Origin of the sequence: Chloroflexus islandicus (assembly GCF_001650695.1) — a bacterium.
GTDB classification, from domain to species: Bacteria; Chloroflexota; Chloroflexia; order Chloroflexales; family Chloroflexaceae; genus Chloroflexus; species Chloroflexus islandicus.
This window is the reverse complement of sequence record NZ_LWQS01000038.1, coordinates 204,981-223,357: the sequence shown is the minus strand read 5'-3', so window position 1 is coordinate 223,357 and position 18,377 is coordinate 204,981. Positions and strand designations below refer to the sequence as shown.

Genomic DNA, 18,377 nt, shown 5'->3' with positions numbered 1-18,377 from the left:
CTGCCATAGCTGCCCGATTGTAGCAGACAGGTGCTTGCTTCGTCAATTGAGATAGTAAAAGGATACTAACGCCATCAGCGCCGCCACATCAAAGATAGCCAAGACGGCTAGCAAGACGTAAGGCGTGTATGGCCGCCACCGTTCTGACCAGAGGTGTTGCCATCCTAAGGCCACCAACCAGATGGTGGGAACTAGCGCCCAATAGAGATAGCGACCACGCGGGATGTAGGGCTGGCCTTCGAGCAGGAGCGGGTGCAGCCGGCCAAACAGGGCGAACCAAGCTACTGCTACTGCCAGCAGGCAGAGCCAGAGCCATCGCTGTTGCCACAATGGTAGGGTGGCGAATGATGTGAATGCGCCGCGGCACAAGCCGATGATAGCGGCCAGACTCAACCCGGCAAAGAGCCAATCACCCACTGGTGGCCAGACCGGGATATGCCCCCAAGCCAGCCGTACCCAAAAGTGGCTATGCGCTACTTCGAGCGTGCGCTGGTACCACGGCCACGCTCGCCCCCAGTCAGCCCATGATATCAGCCATGGCACCAGCGGTATCCGTAGATAATCACGCTCGATCGCCGCTAGCCATGGCTGTGTCTGCAAACCTTCAGCAGTCAGGGTAAAACTGCTCACTGCTACGATGCCGGCGCCGGCGCTTGCCGCTAGCACATACACCCACCAGCGCAGCGGGCGCCGGTAGGCGACCCAGAACAGTGCCAACCCCAACGGTGCAACAATCGGCAACGCCGTGCGTTTGGTCAGAATGGCGACGGTTGCACCCAAGAGTGCCAGCGCCAAGCCGGCTGGACGCCAGCCGTCACGGAGCATGATGGCCATACCTAAAAACGCCGCCGCTGCCGCGAAATTCATCAGGACATCGCTATTGAACGCACTCATGAGATCAACAAACGCCGGCGTCAATGCCGCCATCGCCGCCAGCACGAGCGCCATCCGCGGTTCATCGGGTACTATAGTCTGTACGGTGCGCCAGATGGCCAATACTGTCAGGGTCATGAGCAATGCGCTCACGATTCGACCGGCGTAGAGCTGCATCTCGACCGGCAAATAGCGAAGCGGGTTGATGATACTGGCCATCACTATGTAGTAGAGCGGCGGATGGTGGCGTTGGTCGGTGGGGATGGCCGGCGGGCGCGGGCTAAGCAGATCGGGCCGGACATTAGGCGGCCAGAACTGGTGGCGGTACATTGAATCAGCCACTTCGCGGGCAATCGCTACGTTATCCGGCGCGCTGATTCCGCCGCGAACAATATAGGCTGCGTACAAGAAATGCCCCGGCTCGTCGTAGTGTTGCCATGGCGGAGCTAGAAAGACATAGATCAGGGAATGCAGCAATACCAACGGCGCCAGCCAGCGGATGATCCGCCATTCAGCAACATAGTGGGAGACCAGATGCCGCCACTGCAGGGCGATGGCTGAAAATACCGGCTTCATTGCCTCAGTACGCGCCATGTCCTTGCCAGACCACGATTAGCGTTTTGGCCAGAATGCGCAAATCCAGCCAGAACGAGTAATTCTGAATATAGTAGAGATCATCTTCGGTGTGCAGATGCAAGGGCTTATCGCTCCGCCCGTTCACCTGCCACCAGCCGGTCATGCCGGGAGGCACCCGGAAACGCTGCCACTGCCACGGCTCGTATTCAGCCACGATATACGGCATCTCTGGGCGCGGCCCGACCAGACTCATCTCGCCGCGCAGGACGTTAAACAATTGCGGTAACTCATCGAGTGACGTGCGGCGCAGCTTCCGGCCCACGCGCGTTACACGCGGATCGTCTTTCTGCTTATGAATCAATTTGTTGGTCGTTTCATCACGCTTGGCGACCTCGTGCCAGCGCCGGTCGGCATCGATGTACATACTGCGAAATTTAAACATCTGAAAGCGACGGCCATGCTCGCCGATCCGCTCTTGCTTGAAAATCGCCGGGCCGGGTGATTCGAGCTTGATCAAGAGCGCGATCAAGAGCATTATCGGCGAGAGCAGCACAATCAGCGTTAGAATGACCGTGATATCAAACAGCCGTTTGACCACACGCTGCGTTGGGGTCAACGCCGACTCACGCAACGAGACGAGCGGTATCCCGCCTACGCTATCGACCGGCGTGCGGGCGAAGGCCAAATCGAGCGCCGTGGGTACCGTATGCAGCATCACCGGTTCGCCAAGCAGTTGCAGCGACAATTCAACGACGCGGTCGTGCTGGGCCGGCGGCAACGCAAAAATCACTTCATCGATGTGATACTGCCGCACCAGTGCCAACAGTTCCGACAGATTACCGAGCCGGGGCACGGTTACCGGCGCGTCGCGTTCATCTGATGCATACCCAACGATTGCCACTCCCGTCCATGGCCGGCGACCGAACTCATCGGACAGCCGGGCAGCCGCGTTTGCGTCGCCGGCTACCAACACTCGCCGCATGCCGCCGCGGGTTTGCCGCCAGCGGGTAAAGGTGCGGAAGCCAAGATGAATGATGCCCAAAACGACCAGATCAATCGCGACAAAGCGGAGGAAATGATCGCGATCGATCACATTGCCATTGATCAAATAGAGCATCCCGGCAAACGACGTTGCCGCTAGCAGTACAGCAAGAAACAGGCGGGTAAAGGCTTCGAGCAGCGTGCGTGTGAAGATAGCGCGTTGCGGGGCTAGGATGATAAAGACCAGCGTCCAGATAATAGCCACACCTGCATAGAGCGGCCACTGGTGTATCGAGATCCCAGAATCAGCCCCAACAACTAACACGAGACAAAGCAGCGTCGCGATCAGATCCCATGCAAGCACGCTTCCGATCAATCGCGCGCGCAGGCGTTCCAGCATGCCGGCTCCTTACGTGAAGGCACGAGCTAGCGTCATGGCGTGGCCGCGCCTTCACTCCATTCCAACCGGTGTAACACCCGTACTGTGGGGTATGCCGATGGATAGTATAGCACGGAGGTGGGGAATGGGGCAAGTAAATGCTAGAACAAGTATTATCTTAGCCCTCACAAAGAGTACTCTTATTTGCCGGCGCCTCTGCCACGCTGGGCCATCTGCCACAGATCGCGCACCATCAGGGGGACTAGCGCCCACGGTTCCAGCAGATAGCGCCGCGCTAACCGGCGCGGCTCGCTGTAGAGCCGGTAGAGCCATTCGAGACCGGTGCGTCCCATCCAGCGCGGTGGAGTTGGGATTGCGCCGGCGACGTAATCGAAGCATGCCCCGGCTGTTAGGATGGCATTCGCGGTCAAGTGTTCAAGGTTCTCGAGAATCCAGTGTTCTTGGCGTGGCATACCCATGCCTACCATCAAGACATGGGGTTGAAAGTTTGCTATTTCGGTTAATACCGCAGTGTTGTCAGCCGGTTGGAAGTACCCGTCACGGGTGGCGATCTGCAAGGCCGGGTAGTGTTGGCGTAACCGTTCAGCGGCCCGCGCCGCTATCCCCGGTTTGCCACCCAAATAAAAGACCCGCCAGCCTCCTGCCGCCGCTGCTGCCATCAACGGATGCACCCAATCGACGTAGGTGACGCGCTGGTCGCGGCGCAATGGATAGCCAAGCACCCGCCCCCAGTAGACCAGCGGCATCCCATCGATGTGAATGATCTGGGCTCGTTCGTAAAATGCGCGCATTTTGGGGTCGCGCTGATATAAGTAAACGCTGTGAAGGTTGTGATGAGCAATGATCCAACGCGCGTGCTGGGCGATCGCAGTGGCGATGGACTGGTTGAGTAAAGGGATCGGCAAAGGATCAACTAAAACATTAAGGAGCGCAAGGCGATCAGTCTTCATCGTTCGGTAAATAAATGGTGTAAATATCCTGCAACCATCTGATCAAGGTCGTACAATGTCGCGCGGTTCCGGGCTCGTTCACCCAATTCAAGCCGTAGGTGTTCATGTTCGGCTAGCGATCGTAGCGTATCGCGCCATTGATCTACATCATCAGTAGGCAAGAATCTACCAGCATCGCCAATGATTTCGCGATTGACATCGAGATCGCTCACGACCACCGGTAAACCCATCATCATCGCTTCGACTGTGGCAAAGCCAAAGGCTTCGTAGCGTGAAGGCAAGGCGAAGATGTCGCTGGCCGCCAGCAGATCGCCAATTCGGTGGGGGGGCAGTTCACCCAATAGGGTAACCCGATCTGTGCAATGTCTGTCGCGGATCTGCTGTTCTAGATCAGCGCGCAGTTCCCCGTCGCCGGCGATGACGAGGTGGCAGCATGCAGGCGATACTTGGCTGAGCGCCTCGATCAATAATGCGTGGTTCTTTTGGTGCGCCAGCCGGCCAACGCTGGTAATGATCGTGCGATCAACTGGCAAGCCGAACGCTTGCCGCGCTGTTGCTTTATCGCACGTCGCGATCGGTTGCCGCAACCCATTGAATACCACCACGCTGCGCTGTAAGTATCGCGATGGGTATGAGCGAAACGATCGCTCAACACTATGTGACACAAAAACATTTCTGGTATATCCGCCCAGCGAACCGATGAGACGATCAAACCAGCGCGCAACTGCCGGGTAGCTCCAGCTCGGATTACGCTGGGTCGCTAACCGGTGCCTGATGCCAGCCAGCCATGCCGTAGCTTGGCCAATGATATTCGCATAGTGGGTGTAGGTGATCACGCCATCCGGTTTGGCTAAGCGTAACCAATGGTACAGTTTTACGACGAGAGCAAGAAAGGCTGGGGCGCTGGCTGGCTTCTCGTCCCACAACCAACGTACAAATGGTCGATCGGTATAGGTTGGCCGTTTTTTGTATAAAAACCAAACTTCGGCCCGAAATCCTTGCTCGATAAGGCGCTCACAGACCTGTATCGCCGCTTTTTGCGCCCCACCTGCCTCCATTTGGGTAATGATATTGACAATAAACTGTTGCGGCATAGTGATTAATGTGCTTGAAGCTGGTGATGTTCCGCGAGTACTTCGTCATACAACGCTTCGAGTTTGGCATTCTGCGTCGTTAAGTTAAATTCCTGCTCAACCCACCGCCGGCCCTGTTCACCCATTCGTTCACGTAAGGCTGGATTGGCTAACAACAGGCCAAGGTAGTGCGCTAACTCTGTCGGGTTGCGTTCGGTGGCAAGAAAGCCGGTCTCACCGTGCCGGATCACTTCAGGGATGCCACCACTGGCAAAACTGACCGGCGGCACCCGCATCGCCATTGCTTCAAGAAAAACGACCCCAAGCGTCTCCGCTTCACCCGATGGCATCGTGATACTGGGCATGCAAAAGGCGTAGGCTCGCTGCAAATAACTGCGCACCGTTGCGCTTGGCTGTGCGCCTAGAAATGTGACCCGATCCCCTAAGTATTGGCGAGCTAGCGCTTCATACCTTGCCCGCATTGGCCCATCGCCGATGACCGTGAGGTGCAGATCAGGAAAGCGCGGCTGTAGTTGTGCTAATGCTTCCAGCAAAAAGGGCAACCCTTTGCGTTCGACCAACCGGCCGACATAGAGAATGTGCCCGGCTTCAGGTGGATGCTGATGCGCCTGAAATTGGCTCAGATCGATACCGTAGCGAATGCATGCCACCTGTTCGGGTTTGAAGCCGTGTTGATTGATCGCGATCTGGCGTAGAAAATGTGATTGTACAATCAATCGGCTCGTGTGCCGGACGAGCTGTTTCCGGCGCAACAGGTAGAGCCGGTGGGCCAGATACGATGAGCGCCAGATAGCAAAATCGCGCAGCGTGACATCAGTGCCATGGGCGCTGACGAGCAAGGGCCGTTGGAACTGCTGGGCAATTGGTAGCGCAATCGCGCCATACGGGACAAAGTGGGCATGGATCAGGGCGGGTCGCTGCGATGCAATCCAACGTTGGATGTCTGGTGGCACTCTGCCCAAAAGTTTCAGTTCAAGTTCGCGCAACCTTCCTCGGAGGCCGCCTTGGTTTAGCAACGAAACTTCAAGGTTGTTGAGGTGAATCCGTGGTTCAGGCGGCAGCTTTGTGCCAAGGATCGCTGGACGATACCGAGTCAGGCCAGCGATTTGATTATACACAAAGGTTTCTGAGATGCTGATTGGCTGATTGCAAAAGACTACGATCGTCTTATCCAAGGCTGGGCCTCGTCGGTTCGCTTAACCGCTTTGCAAAGTATATCCATGAAAAGATAATCCAAAATAGGGCTTTGGCGAGATTTGCTTCGATTAAGACTGCTTCGGAAAGATTATAGATCGCTAAAAAACTGGTGAACAAAAAGATGAAGAGAAATTTTGGTTGAAAAGCCTCTTGTGATACCTTGTAGAACGCATCGCGCCACACCGACGCCACGAGGAAGACGATGGGAATTAAGCCGATGATGCCAATTTCCAGCCATACATCAAGGTAGCCATTATGGGCATGTTCTGCCCACCAAAATCGCATCCGCATGAGCGCAACGTCGAGTGCCATCATGCGGCTTGGATCCACCCAGAAAGCGCCATAGCCATAGCCAAGCAGCGGTTGGCTCCAACCAATCCCAAGAAGCGAGGACCATAATGGCAGGCGACCAGTCAATTCTGGGTCGCGCCCCAATAGATCGGCAATTTCTGGCCAGTAGAAGACAAAGAGCATTCCTGCCGGGATCACAATACTGCTGGTAAGCGCAATTCCCTGTAATTGTTCATCCTTTGAGAGGAAGCGCGCTCCATACGCTGCCATCCCAATAGTGATCAGGGTAACCGTGACCACCAGTGCGGTTACCGAACGCGCCCCCACAATCAGCGCCAGTGCATTTATCGCTAGAACCCCCCAGCCTATCTGCCAAGGCCAGCGCGTTTGCTGCGCCAATACACCAAACACGATCAGCGCCAGTACGGCAATCCGTCCTAACGCATTCTTATGGAACATCACCCCTTGCCACGCACCCGGATGCGGGTGGCCCATCACTGCCCAATCCGCGCCAAGGGCAATACTAAGTACACTTGTGCCAACGATAATGGCCATCGTAACGCCAAGCAGGCGCAGAACTGCGGCAAATGGGTAGCGTACTGCCAACAACAGGCCGTAAAGAGTAGCCAGAAGGAGCGCGAAGCTTCGCCGCAGCGTGAGCGCGGGATCTTGCGACCAGATAACTGAGATCACCGCGATCCCGATGACCAGCCAAAGCAGCCACCCTTGCATGAAGGACTTCCGTATCTGCGGCCAGTGCCATGGCAACAAGATGAGACCGCTATACGAAAGGAGGAGCACAACCTGTTGCACCGAGTCACCCTGACTAGCGCTACCAGTGGTTTGCAGGCGCCACAGCGGCACAAAGGCACCTGAGAGGAGGGTGAGTGCAATCACATGCCAACCCATTTCCAGTTGGCGCAGATATCGTTGCATGGACTATCCGTTGATTGGCTTACGCGCTATGATCAAATAGCCGCAGGCCATCCATTGATTGATCTCTTCCAGCGCATTATTCCGGCGTAGTAAACGGCTCAATTGTTTGCCGGCGCCATAGTGTGAGCCTAGCTGCAACAGGAGGGTACGGAACCTGCGCGAGAGTTTCAGGTACCACCACTGTGGCTGGCAGATCAGCCAGCGCACGGCTGGACGATGGTAGAGGGGCGGGTCAAGTCGCAAGAGTTTACTCACCACATTCATTGCCCGCACAGCAATGTTATGCGTGAGTGCCAGCAGGGTGACAACCACGCCGCCTTTCGGTGTTATTTGCACTAGTTCCAAACCAGCATCGTGGCACAGCGCCGCCAAGCCATGCGAAGTAAACCGCCAATGATCATGCGGCGCTTCATGGATTGGGTAGATGAAGGGTACTGACAAGATCAGGTGGCCGTTAGGTTTGAGTAAACGCGCAATCTCGTGCATGGCTTGAAATGGCTGGCGGGTATGTTCAAGCACTTCCGTGCAAAGAATCGTATCAAATTGCTGATCGGGAAACGGCAATTCTTCGGCAAAACAGATGAGATCGGCAGCATGAGTGCCGTGAGGTGAAAATGCTACTTCTGTGCCAATACTCGCATCGACCAAGCGATCATAGATCAAAGCGTATGGCCGTTTGCCGCAACCGACATCAAGCAGTCGCCCCTTTACATAGCCTCTTGCTGCGAGCAGCGCTTCGAGCAACAATTCATTCACCAGAATCGATAGCGTTTGGTGGTAGTCTATCTCGTATTGATCGCGCGTCGAGTCGTATATTAAGAAGCCTTGTCGTACTCGCATAGGTTACGCCTTCAACCAAACAGCGGTTAGTCACCAGTGACCGGTAGATCGATGAATGAGGGTTGGCGGTGTTGAATATGTTGCCATAACCAGAATCCATAGCCGCTCATCACGAGAATAACCCATCCTAACCGCAGAGCTGCCACCACCGGTTCAGTTGCCGGCCACCATTGCGCACTCAGCCATAACCCGCCATACCCGATCCCGCTCACCCCAATCATACCGCCAATCAGCAGCCACGGATACCTAAGCGGGTACAGCCGGAGCGAATCGAGGGTAATGAGACCTGTCCATACCACGTATGACACCACCGTTGCCCATGCTGCACCGGCGATGCCAAACGCCGGAATCCACCAAAAGCATAGCGCTAAACTGCAACATGCGGCGATCCAGCCAATCACCGGCAGATCGCGCGTGCGATCCTTCAACATAATGCCAACGTTTAACGGGTAGCTTAAGCCGTAGATGATATACGCTAACAAAATAACCGGCACCAGATCCATCGCCGGCCAATAAGCCGGCGGCGCAATTAAGGCATAGAGTAACGGCGTGAGTGCGATCACCGCCAGCGCAAAACTTAACGCCACCCATAAATAGATCAGCAGCGCTTGCGCATATTTTTGCTCTGGGTGGGGCTGGGTGGCGATCTTGAACCGGCGTGGCGCCCAATCGAGTGCAAAGGGTCGCGTAACTAACACATCAAGCACGGTGGCGATTTTGTAGGCAAAGGTATAAATGGCAACGCTTTCGAGTGACAAAACGCCTTGCATGATGTAGCGATCAGCGGCCAGCAAGACATACGCAGCGAAATTAGCCGGTAGGATCGGCAAGCCGTAGCTTACAATCCGGCGAATGAGTGCGCGATCAAGTTGCCATGCAATCCATCGCCACCCTACGATCAAACCCGCCGTTATGAAGCTCACCGTGGCAATCAGCCGTGCTCCAAGCGCGCCGGTGAGGCCAAACCCGCTTTCGACCAACCCAATAGCGAGCAGGGCGAAGAGCGCCATTCGCCCAATCGAGAGGGTAATAAATGTGATCGGTTGTTCACGAATGCGAAACAAGGTCAGGAAAACAGTAAAAATTGCCTCGCTCCAACCGATCGCTAGCACGAGTAAGAGGGTGTGCGGCGCGCCGGGCAAGTCAAAGTCAATCCCACCGGCCACAACACCAGCGCCGCCAGCCACGATCACTATTCCGATCGCGCTGGTCATCATCAGCGTATTTCCTACTAAACGCTTCCGCTGCTGCTCGTTGTCTTGAAACCAGTATTCGCGCATGAGCCCGACTTCAAGCCCGGTCAAGATGAGTAGATTTAATAAAGCGATGGCAATCTCAAAGAGCGACCAAGCGCCATATTCAGCCGGGGTTAGCGTATTGATCAGATATGGAATGACAAGTAACAGCGCTGCGCTGTTGGCGGCGTTGCCGATGGCGTAGATGAGACTGTAGCTAAAAACCTGTTTCATGTTTTACGTGCAAAGAGCCATTTACTATTTGGTACTGACATTCCATATCGAGGGCAGAAGATTTTGCGATCTAGCCATTCCAAAATGTGGGGTAATGTTTTGTCGATGATTGGGTTTTTAATGGCGGATCGTTGAATTTTCCAAATATATGTATAAATATCCCACCAGAAAGAATTGTTTTTAATCGGCGGAGGATGTAATACGGTAAAAATTGGCTCGATATGCAAGATTTGTAATTGGTGTTTTTGTAATATCTGATGGTAGGTGTCGAAGGAGCGCAAATGCACGTGGGTTGCACTGCGGACAGTGCGTTGTGGAAAGATATCGGAGATAATACAACATCCACCTGTTTTGAGGCAAGAAGCCATGGTATGAAGCGCGGCATCAAATCGCTCATCTTCTGTAATATGGAATAAAACGTCGGCTGCAAACACAATGTCAAAACGTTCTTTTATATGGAAATAAGCAAAATTGGCAATATCAGCACAAACAAAATAAAATAGAGGGTAGCGTTGTTTTAATGTTTTAGTGCTGATTGAAGTGATATCTAAACCGAGATATTCTAATACATGTTGTTTTGCAAAATAATTTGTATAAAATCCTGTTCCACATCCAACCTCAAAGACACGAGCGCCAGTTAGTGGTTGCTTGATCTGGGCAAGGCCCTTAGATAATGTTTCCAACCTTCGTTTATAAAGGCTGGCATTATATGCTGGCCCCAAGGCGATGTGTCCAACCCCAGTTAAATCAAACCTTTGGCTTAATCGCGTTTCCCAATAGTTGCGTGGCAGATACGATTGTTTAATCATGGGCAGGCCTTCGTACTGTCTTGTGGTATGCCTTGTTGTTGCGCTTGTATGCATAAAGCGAGTAATGGTTCAGATGCTTGCCGCCAGCGCCAGAATTCGATCAAATTACGCCAAATTTCTGGTCGCGGATCAAGGGCTAACGCGGTCGCAAATGATTGCTCTACCTGATCAACTTGGGTTGGATCAACGAGATAAAGTACTTTGCCGTAGTGAATATGCGCCCATGCGCTGTACGGATTCAAGTTTACCGCTTCAGCAAGGTATGGGAGCGCCTCAGCTAATCGGTTCTGATCCCACAGCGTCAGGCCAAGTTGCTGGTATGCCCCTGACAAACGCCATGTTGACCCCGGATCAGTGATCGGTATGGTAATTGCGCGGCGAAAGGCGTGTTCCGCTTCCTCAGAACGCTGTTCTTGGCGTAGCAAGATGCCCCACGCCAGCCATGCTCGCAACGATAATTCCTCATTCACCCAACCGTGATCAAGCGTGATGCTTTGCTTCAAAGCATTGCGACTATTCGTAGCTAAATGGCGTAGGTACCACATCGCGCTGGCGGTGTCGGCGCCGAGCCATGTGGCCCGCTGATACCAAACGAGGGCATCGGAAAATTGCTGTTGGCGGAAGGCGACGGTACCGGCCTGTAAAAATTGATCAACCGTATAACCGCCACTCCGCCATGCTGCTTGCGCACGCTGCCGGCAATCAACCAATGCACAACGTACCTCATCTGCCGGGATGAGTTGTACGTCGCCCCAGCCAGCCTGAGTATCGTCGCTTGCCAGATCAAGCTCGATCGTCTGCCCGGCCCACCGGCTGAGGTCGAGCGTAGCCGGTTGCCAGCCCGGCGCCATGGCTGGTAATTCGTATGCGCCGATGATCTGAGCGCCTAGCCGGATGCGATAGGTTGTCGCCTGCCCTGTCTGGCTCCCCATCCAAAAGATCAGTGTGGTTGGCGTGATGGGCAACGAGGCGCGCAGGGTGAGACGATCGCCAACGATCACTGAGCGCGTGACCGGCTCATCAGGGTGCCACCAACCGGCAGGCAATAGTGGTGCGGCCAGCGTCCATTGCTGCGCTCGTGGCGCTCGTAGCTCCCAGAAACGTTCCTCAGGCTCGATTGCGGTCAAGGGTGGGGCTAAGCGTTCATACGCTAAGCCTAGTTCAAACCAGCGTAACGGGCTGTCAGGTTGCTGCGCTGCCGCAGCCGAAAACGCAGGAATGGCTAGCTCTGGTTGGTTAGCCAACAATGCGGTGCGTCCAAGCTGGGATTGGATCGTGATATTGTCAGGATCAGCAACTGCCGCCCGTTGCGCCTCTGCCAGCGCCTGTTGGGCAAGGGTGAGCGCCTTTTGGTCAGTTACAGGTGCAATATCGCGCCATGGGTCATGTGCTTCTGATCGCCCTTCGAGCCGTAGCGCTTGCGCGGTAAGCTGTTCAATGCGCTGATACTGCTGGTACTGGAGCGTGATACTGCTGAGCAACCAGAGTGATGCGCCGGTGATCATCAGGAGGGTAGTGATGATGAACACTTTTCCAACATGATAGACATGGGTAATCGTTTGAAAATATACTGATTTCATGTCTTAAGATTTTGTTGCAGTGTTTAAATTTGAATCGAAATCGTTGTGTTTGTTTACGACATGAACGGTTTGATTATTGTATGAAATTATTATTTTTGCAATTAGAAATCCCAGTGCTAATGCATAAAAGGGGACGGCTGGTAGATAGTATCTGTTCCAATTTAATGGCGTCCATAGTATGACGCCCAAAGAAGAAACTAATCCATAGATTAGTAAAGGCCAAGTTGTTTTTATGTCTTTGATCATTAACACTAAACCGAGTATAAATAGCGACAAATTAAACATATTTTGTGGTATACGTTGGTAATAAGCGATTACTTGATCTGAAATAGTCCATAATGCGTCCCGAGTAAAAATGGTTCTTCTATCAGCAAGGGATTGGTTGAACGCCCACATCGCTTTAAGGCCGTTGAGGACATGCGGCCAAAGCTGGGGATTGAGCGCCAAGAAAATAAGTGGCGGAATTATTACGTTTATTGCTAGAAAAAGATATGCTTTGCTGTTTCGATGAATCAAAGTATTGATGATGCCGATAATGATAATCGCTATCAAGACTAAACCTGCATTCAGTTTAGTGGAAACAGCTAGTCCACTGCAGAGTGCCGTGATGAAAAACCAAATAATCGTATATTTGCCGGTATCGCTGATCAAACTTTTGTAAGCGATACTGATCGCCAGCAAGCTAAATAAAATAGCAGGCATATCAAGCATAGCTTGCCTGCCCAATGTAACAACGAGCGGGTGTGAGAGAAAAGCGATACACGCAAAGATGCCGGCAAGTAGGCTCCAACGCGTAGTGATAACCGTCGTTGTGAACAGAATGATCGCAGAGAGAGCGGTTGTGAGGACAATGGCGCTGCGAGCGATTGCTAATTCGTCGCTAGGAGCGGCATTGCCCTCTTTAATGTTCCAAGCGTTTGGTTGCGAAAAATCCCATTTTGGTAGTCCAGAGAAATGACAATGCTGATTGATACAAAGTGACCCGCCAATAATAAGTTTGCCTAAGTTAGGATTGACAGCGCCAAAGCTTCGTAACTCTTTTGTCCACCATTGTTCTCTCGAAAAATCTCTCTCAATAAAAAATTTTTGAACCGTCCATTTGCCTGTCTCGATCCAAAAACCTTCATCCCCATGGTAAGAAGAATAGGATGAGAGATCGCGGGAGAAGATCACAAATGAAATAACCCCAATAACAATTGCTATCAACAACGTGGCTAGTCTTGGGGAAATGTAGTTTTGCAGGCTCATCATAACGGTGCGCAACATCCTTACCCTCCCCCCCTCACCTCAACCCATACCTGCGGCCCCGGTCGCAGCGTTGCTTTCGGCATCGGGCGCACCGGGTAGCCGGGCACGGCGCTGACGTGGAAGCGTTGCAGGATCATCGGCAGCACAATCTGCATCTCCATCAGGGCGAAGTTGTTGCCAATGCATTGGCGCGGGCCGGCGAGGAAGGGGACATAGGCGAACTTGTGGCGCCCTTCCGCCTCTTCGGGCCGGAACCGTTCGGGATCGAAGCTCTCAGGGTTGGGCCAGAAGGCTGGGTGGCGATGGGTGACATACGGGCTAATCGCGACGGTTGCGCCGGCGGGCAGTTCGTATTCCCCGAGCGTGTCGGGCCCGACCAGCACCCGTGTTAGGATCCACGTTGGCGGGTAGAGGCGCAGGGTTTCGTCAATCACCATGCGGCTGTAGGGCAGCTTGGGCAGGTCGGCCGGGGTGGGGTTGCGCCCGCCCAGCACGCTGGCGTATTCGGCCCGCAGTTTGCGTTCGGCGTCGCCGTGGTGAGCCAGCAGGTGCAAGATCCACGACAGGGTGCCGGCGGTCGTTTCGTGCCCGGCGAGGAAGATGGTCATCACCTCGTCGCGAATCTGCTGCGGTGACATCTGTTCGCCGCTCTCGGCGTCGCGCGCTGTCACCAGCATCTCGAGCAGGTCGTCGTGTTCGCCTTGCCGCTGCCGCCGTTCGTCGATCAAGCGGTAAACAGTGCGTTCGAGCAGGTCGAGGTTGCGCCGGTAGGCGAGGTTGCCCGGCGTTGGCCAATTGCGCGGCGGTTGCAAGAGGCGGAATTGCTGGCCAGCCGCCCAGTTGAGCGTGTCGTTGAAGGCTTTGCCGACAGCATGCGCTTCGGTATCGCTTAGCGATGAGCTGAACATGGTGCGCACGATGATCTGCTGGGTCAGCAGCATCATCTCTTCTTGCACCTCGAAGGGTCGCCCGCTGCGCGCATACCCTGCCCAGCGCGCCAGCATGCGCTCGGCCTCTTCCACCATGACATCGGCCATGCGGGCAATGCGCTGGTGATGGAAGGCGGGTTGCATGAGCCGGCGCTGGCGCAGCCAATGCTCGCCATTGCTCGTCACTAAGCCCTGCCCAAGGATTTCATCCATTGTCGGGTAACGCTTGATGTAGTTTTTCCAGTTCTCTTGGGTGATCCGCTTGAGCATGTCGGGGTGGGTGGCCAAGTACATGGTGTGCTTGCCCAACGAGAGCTTGACCAGATCGCCGTAGTGGCGCTGCAAGCGCACCATGAATTCGAGCGGATCGCTCAGCAACCGGTTGCCGACACCGACGACCGGCAGGCCGCGTGGGCCGGGGATGGCGCTAACAGGAGCTGTCATAGGCTTTCGAGATTTGGAAGTTCGGCCACGATCACCGATAGCATACCATAGGACGGGCCGCGCGACAAGCGCCGGTGGAAGTACAGTGATGTATGACGGTGTGGATCGGGTGCGGCAATGTCACAAAAATTGTCCAAATACCTGCTTGAGGCGCGCGATGTCGTCGAGGTGATCGTGTAAGACGCGGTACACAATATCACGGTCGATGCCGAGGTATTCATGCACAAGGATGTTGCGAAAGCCGATCATTTTGATCCATAATTGCTCAGCCGCTTCATCGATATAGCCGGCTTCGCGCAACCGGCGCGGTACGTCGCTGGGCCAATCGACCGTGCCTAACTGGAGACCCGCGATCACGTGATTCCCCATATCAGTCAGCGTTTCAATCGCGAGGTGCAGGAAACGTTCAGCACTGCCGTAACGCTCAGGATTAGCCACAAATTCGTCGCGTGAATACCGTTGCATGCTGTACAGAATGCTCAAATATTCATCGAGCTTCTCAAGTCGTTTATGCAGTACTTCGGGTCTGATCATGCTGCATCCTCGCTTTATACGCTTGGCGTTGCACGTCAAGGTAGGGGCGGAAATCAAGAAATTGGCGGGTGACGAGCGAAAAGAAGGAGCCGTGATCAAAGTCGGATGTCTGATAGATGAGTTTGTTGTGCCGGATCACCTCGTGTCTGAGCACAATGCCGGCGGTATTGAGTACGACCACGTCAACGTTGCAAAAACCAGCTTGGGCTAACGCGGCGAGGAGATCGAGCTTGGAAAAGGTGGGTTCATCTCGCCGGAGCACGAGCGCTAGATCGAGATCGCTTTCGGCATGCGTGCTCCCCGTAGCCGCTGACCCAAAGAGGTAGACGGCTTGGATGGCGGGGAAGCGGGCGAATATGCCAGCCAGATGGTCAAGTGTAGGATGGAGCGGTGCGGTCATAGTGAGCGGCGGAGGTGGTGCTGGTATCAGCGCAAGGGATTCGTTCTGCATCACAGTATAGCACAGGGGCCGTCGCCAACCAGATCTGATCGCAGGCAAGCGAGTGCTTCAACTGCCCGTCCTTGCTCTGACAACGCTGCTAGCCGCGCTATGCATTCTTGACGGATAGGGTGCTTTCGGCTAGGATCGAACTAACCCAATAATTGACTGCGACGTTCGCAGGGAACGTCACCCACCGATTTGAGGCAGGCATGGGCGTATCGCTCAATCACACGATTTTTCGCGCGTATGACATTCGCGGCATCGTCGAGGTTGATCTCGACGAAGGGATTTATGAGGTGCTGGGGCGGGCGGCGGGCACCCTGTTTCGCAACGAAGGTCGCCGGCGGATTGTGGTGGCCCGCGATGCACGGCTGAGTTCGCCCCGCTTTCAGGCGGCGTTGATGGAAGGGTTGCGCGCCACCGGGATGGACGTGCTCGATATTGGCATGGTGGCGACGCCGGTGATGTATTTTGCGGTTGAGGCGTTGGGCGCTGATGCCGGCGCGATTGTGTCGGCCAGCCATAACCCGCCGGAATTCAACGGTCTGAAGCTGCGCCGCGCCGAGCCGCGCTTCGGTTCCGAGCCGCTGCCTTCGGAGGCGATTCAAGCGGTGGGAACAATTGCCGCCAGCGGTCATTTTGCGCAAGGCACTGGCCACTACGAGCAGGTTGACATTGGCCCGGCCTATATCGAGTCGGCCCGGCGCTGGATCGATTTCGGCCACCGGCGGCCCCGCGTAGTGCTCGATGGCGGCAATGGCGTGGCCGGCCCGCTGGCGATGGCGATGTACGAGGCGCTTGGCATCGAAGTGATCCCGCTCTTTATCGAGCCGGATGGCACCTTCCCCAACCACCATCCCGATCCGTTGAAGGTTGAGAACTTGCGTGATTTGCAAGCGGCGGTGCGCGAGCATCGCGCTGATCTCGGCATTGGCCTTGATGGCGATGGCGACCGGCTGGGGGTGGTGGATGAGGCCGGTGAGGTGGTGTTCGCCGATCGCTACCTGATCGCGCTGGCCAAGGCCATGCTGGCTAAGCGCAAAGGCCCGGTGGTCTTTGACGTGAAATGCAGCGCCGTCTTGCCGCAGGCGATCCGCGAGTTGGGTGGCGAGCCGGTGATGTGGAAGACCGGCTATACCAGCTTGTCGGCCAAGATGCGTGAAGTGGATGCGGTGTTGGGCGGCGAGCTGAGCGGCCATACCATCTTTCCCTTCCCCGGACGGTATTTTGATGACGGCGCCTTTGCGGGGGCGATGCTGCTGCACGCCCTCGGCGAGTTGGGGCAAACCCTGCGCGAAGCGCTCGCCCCTTACCCGTTGTTGCCGTCGATTGATGAAGGGCGTATCCCCTTCCCCGAAGAGCGCAAGTTTGCCGTGATCGACTTCCTACGCGAGCGGTTTGCTGGCAAGTACCCGTTGATTGACATTGACGGCGTGCGAGTTGATTTTGGCGATGGCTGGGGGTTGGTGCGGGCTTCCAATACCGAACCGGCCATTACGACGCGCTTCGAGGCGCAGACGTGGGAGCGTGCCTGCGCGATCCGTGATGAGATGCTGAGTGTCGTTGAGGAGTTTCGCACACAGGCATGAGCGTGTATCGACGCCCCTTGCTACAGGCGTGGGAGGCTGCTTACACTGCTGAGCTGACTCTCGATCAATTACGCCGCCGGGCGGCGACCGTTGGCGCAGCGCTGGCCGGCCAGCGCGCGCGCTGTCTGATTGCCTTCGATACCCGCTTTCTCGCCAACCTCTTGGCCCAAACCTTGGCCCACGATCTGGCGGCGCAAGGGGTGACGGTTGTGCTGGCCGATGCGCCGGCGCCGTTGCCGGCGATTCACCATGCGCTTGACCGTAAGCAGGCCGATTGCGCGCTCTATGTGTCGGCGCGCAACCGGCCTTACTATATGGGTGGCTTGATCTTGATTGCCGATGAGAAGAGCGGTCTGAGAATTCATCCTACCTCCGATCCGCTGCCGCCGGTAGCGTTTCCACCCCTCACGCCGCCGCAAACGACAGTTGATCTGCGCGCACCCTACCTCGATGCGCTACGCAACATGATCGATCTCGATGCGATCCGTCGTTTGCCGATGACCTTCTTCATCGATGCGATGGCCGGCACCACCGCCGGCATGGTGACAGCGTTGCTCGGTGAAGGCGGCCAGACCCGGGCAATTGAGATTAACCGCGATCCTGATCCGCTCTTTGCCCGTGGCGCGCCGCAGCCGTTTGAAGCGACCCTCACCCGGTTGCGCAAATTGGTGCGCGAGAGCGATTCGCACCTTGGGTTGGCCCTATCTGGCGATGGCACCTCCCTCGCCGTGGTTGATCCCGCCGGTGAGGTGCTCGATCCGTTTGAGGTGAGCCTGTTGCTGGCCGGCCATCTGGCGGCCCACCATCGCCAGCGCGGCGTGGTGCTCGCGCCACCGCCGGCGCCGCAGAACCCGTTGCGCCTCCAGCCGAAACACCTCGCGGCATGGGAAGATGCGACCGGTCTGAAACTGGAAGTGGTGAGTGATGGCTTGCATCTCGAACGCCAACCGCTGGTGGCGATGACGGCTACCGGTGAAGTGGCGCTCAGTCGCTGGAGCGGCTGTCCAGATGGGTTGCTAGCTGGCCTTTTGTTATGTGAAGCAGTGTCGCGTAGTAATGGTGGCCTGCGCGCGCTCTGCGCGGCGCTGCGCGCGCAGTTTAGCGCCTAGGGTGCGTGGGATGTTGGGCGGCTGGAACAGCCTGCCGCGCCGGCCAATCTCTATGCACAATGCTGACGACAAGCAAGCAAAGACAG

The 18,377-nt window shown here is 55.6% G+C and carries 16 protein-coding genes; 2 read left to right on the top strand and 14 right to left on the bottom strand.

Annotation, left to right across the window (positions count from 1 at the left end; translation table 11 throughout):
* Positions 1-42: 42 nt before the first annotated feature.
* From A6A03_RS05180 to mntA, 14 genes are all read right to left on the bottom strand, one after another.
* Positions 43-1,449, bottom strand: coding sequence for a glycosyltransferase family 39 protein (locus A6A03_RS05180; RefSeq protein WP_245668843.1), 1,407 nt, complete (start codon positions 1,447-1,449; stop codon positions 43-45).
* 4 nt (positions 1,450-1,453) lie between these two features.
* Positions 1,454-2,830, bottom strand: coding sequence for a sugar transferase (locus A6A03_RS05175; protein ID WP_066784375.1), 1,377 nt, complete (start codon positions 2,828-2,830; stop codon positions 1,454-1,456).
* A 179-nt stretch (positions 2,831-3,009) separates the two neighbouring features.
* Complete coding sequence (locus A6A03_RS05170) at positions 3,010-3,621, bottom strand: WecB/TagA/CpsF family glycosyltransferase (protein WP_245668840.1); 612 nt, start codon at positions 3,619-3,621, stop codon at positions 3,010-3,012.
* A 155-nt stretch (positions 3,622-3,776) separates the two neighbouring features.
* Positions 3,777-4,874 (bottom strand): glycosyltransferase family 4 protein, encoded by a 1,098-nt coding sequence (locus tag A6A03_RS05165; protein ID WP_066784370.1) that lies wholly within the window; start codon positions 4,872-4,874, stop codon positions 3,777-3,779.
* Between the two features lie 5 nt (positions 4,875-4,879).
* Positions 4,880-6,049, bottom strand: a complete 1,170-nt coding sequence (locus A6A03_RS05160) for a glycosyltransferase (RefSeq protein WP_066784368.1) — start codon at positions 6,047-6,049, stop codon at positions 4,880-4,882.
* Entirely contained in the window at positions 6,042-7,298 is a 1,257-nt protein-coding gene (locus A6A03_RS05155; protein WP_066784366.1) for an O-antigen ligase family protein, read from the bottom strand. Before A6A03_RS05155 ends, A6A03_RS05160 begins: the two co-directional genes overlap by 8 nt.
* 3 nt (positions 7,299-7,301) lie before the next feature.
* Positions 7,302-8,138 carry a class I SAM-dependent methyltransferase gene (locus A6A03_RS05150; RefSeq protein WP_066784363.1) on the bottom strand — a complete coding sequence of 279 codons (837 nt, stop codon included), beginning with the start codon at positions 8,136-8,138 and terminating at the stop codon, positions 7,302-7,304.
* A gap of 26 nt (positions 8,139-8,164) precedes the next feature.
* Positions 8,165-9,607, bottom strand: a complete 1,443-nt coding sequence (locus tag A6A03_RS05145; RefSeq protein WP_066784357.1) for a lipopolysaccharide biosynthesis protein — start codon at positions 9,605-9,607, stop codon at positions 8,165-8,167.
* The gene (locus A6A03_RS19940; RefSeq protein ID WP_076798216.1) at positions 9,604-10,416 is read right to left on the bottom strand and encodes a class I SAM-dependent methyltransferase; all 813 of its coding nucleotides are present in this window, start codon (positions 10,414-10,416) and stop codon (positions 9,604-9,606) included. Before A6A03_RS19940 ends, A6A03_RS05145 begins: the two co-directional genes overlap by 4 nt.
* Positions 10,413-11,996 (bottom strand): tetratricopeptide repeat protein, encoded by a 1,584-nt coding sequence (locus tag A6A03_RS05140; protein WP_082908920.1) that lies wholly within the window; start codon positions 11,994-11,996, stop codon positions 10,413-10,415. The genes A6A03_RS19940 and A6A03_RS05140 overlap by 4 nt, the downstream gene beginning before the upstream one ends.
* A 3-nt stretch (positions 11,997-11,999) precedes the next feature.
* Positions 12,000-13,262, bottom strand: coding sequence for a phospholipid carrier-dependent glycosyltransferase (locus tag A6A03_RS05135; protein ID WP_066784354.1), 1,263 nt, complete (start codon positions 13,260-13,262; stop codon positions 12,000-12,002).
* Between the two features lie 2 nt (positions 13,263-13,264).
* Positions 13,265-14,617 carry a cytochrome P450 gene (locus tag A6A03_RS05130; RefSeq protein ID WP_066784351.1) on the bottom strand — a complete coding sequence of 451 codons (1,353 nt, stop codon included), beginning with the start codon at positions 14,615-14,617 and terminating at the stop codon, positions 13,265-13,267.
* Between the two features lie 120 nt (positions 14,618-14,737).
* Entirely contained in the window at positions 14,738-15,151 is a 414-nt protein-coding gene (gene hepT, locus A6A03_RS05125; protein ID WP_066784340.1) for a type VII toxin-antitoxin system HepT family RNase toxin, read from the bottom strand.
* Positions 15,126-15,551, bottom strand: a complete 426-nt coding sequence (gene mntA / locus A6A03_RS05120; RefSeq protein ID WP_066784336.1) for a type VII toxin-antitoxin system MntA family adenylyltransferase antitoxin — start codon at positions 15,549-15,551, stop codon at positions 15,126-15,128. Before mntA ends, hepT begins: the two co-directional genes overlap by 26 nt.
* A 251-nt stretch (positions 15,552-15,802) precedes the next feature.
* Between mntA and A6A03_RS05115 the strand changes: the two genes are divergently transcribed.
* Positions 15,803-17,182, top strand: a complete 1,380-nt coding sequence (locus A6A03_RS05115) for a phosphomannomutase/phosphoglucomutase (protein WP_066784333.1) — start codon at positions 15,803-15,805, stop codon at positions 17,180-17,182.
* Complete coding sequence (locus tag A6A03_RS05110; RefSeq protein ID WP_066784320.1) at positions 17,179-18,291, top strand: phosphohexomutase domain-containing protein; 1,113 nt, start codon at positions 17,179-17,181, stop codon at positions 18,289-18,291. Before A6A03_RS05115 ends, A6A03_RS05110 begins: the two co-directional genes overlap by 4 nt.
* The last annotated feature ends 86 nt before the right edge of the window (positions 18,292-18,377 follow it).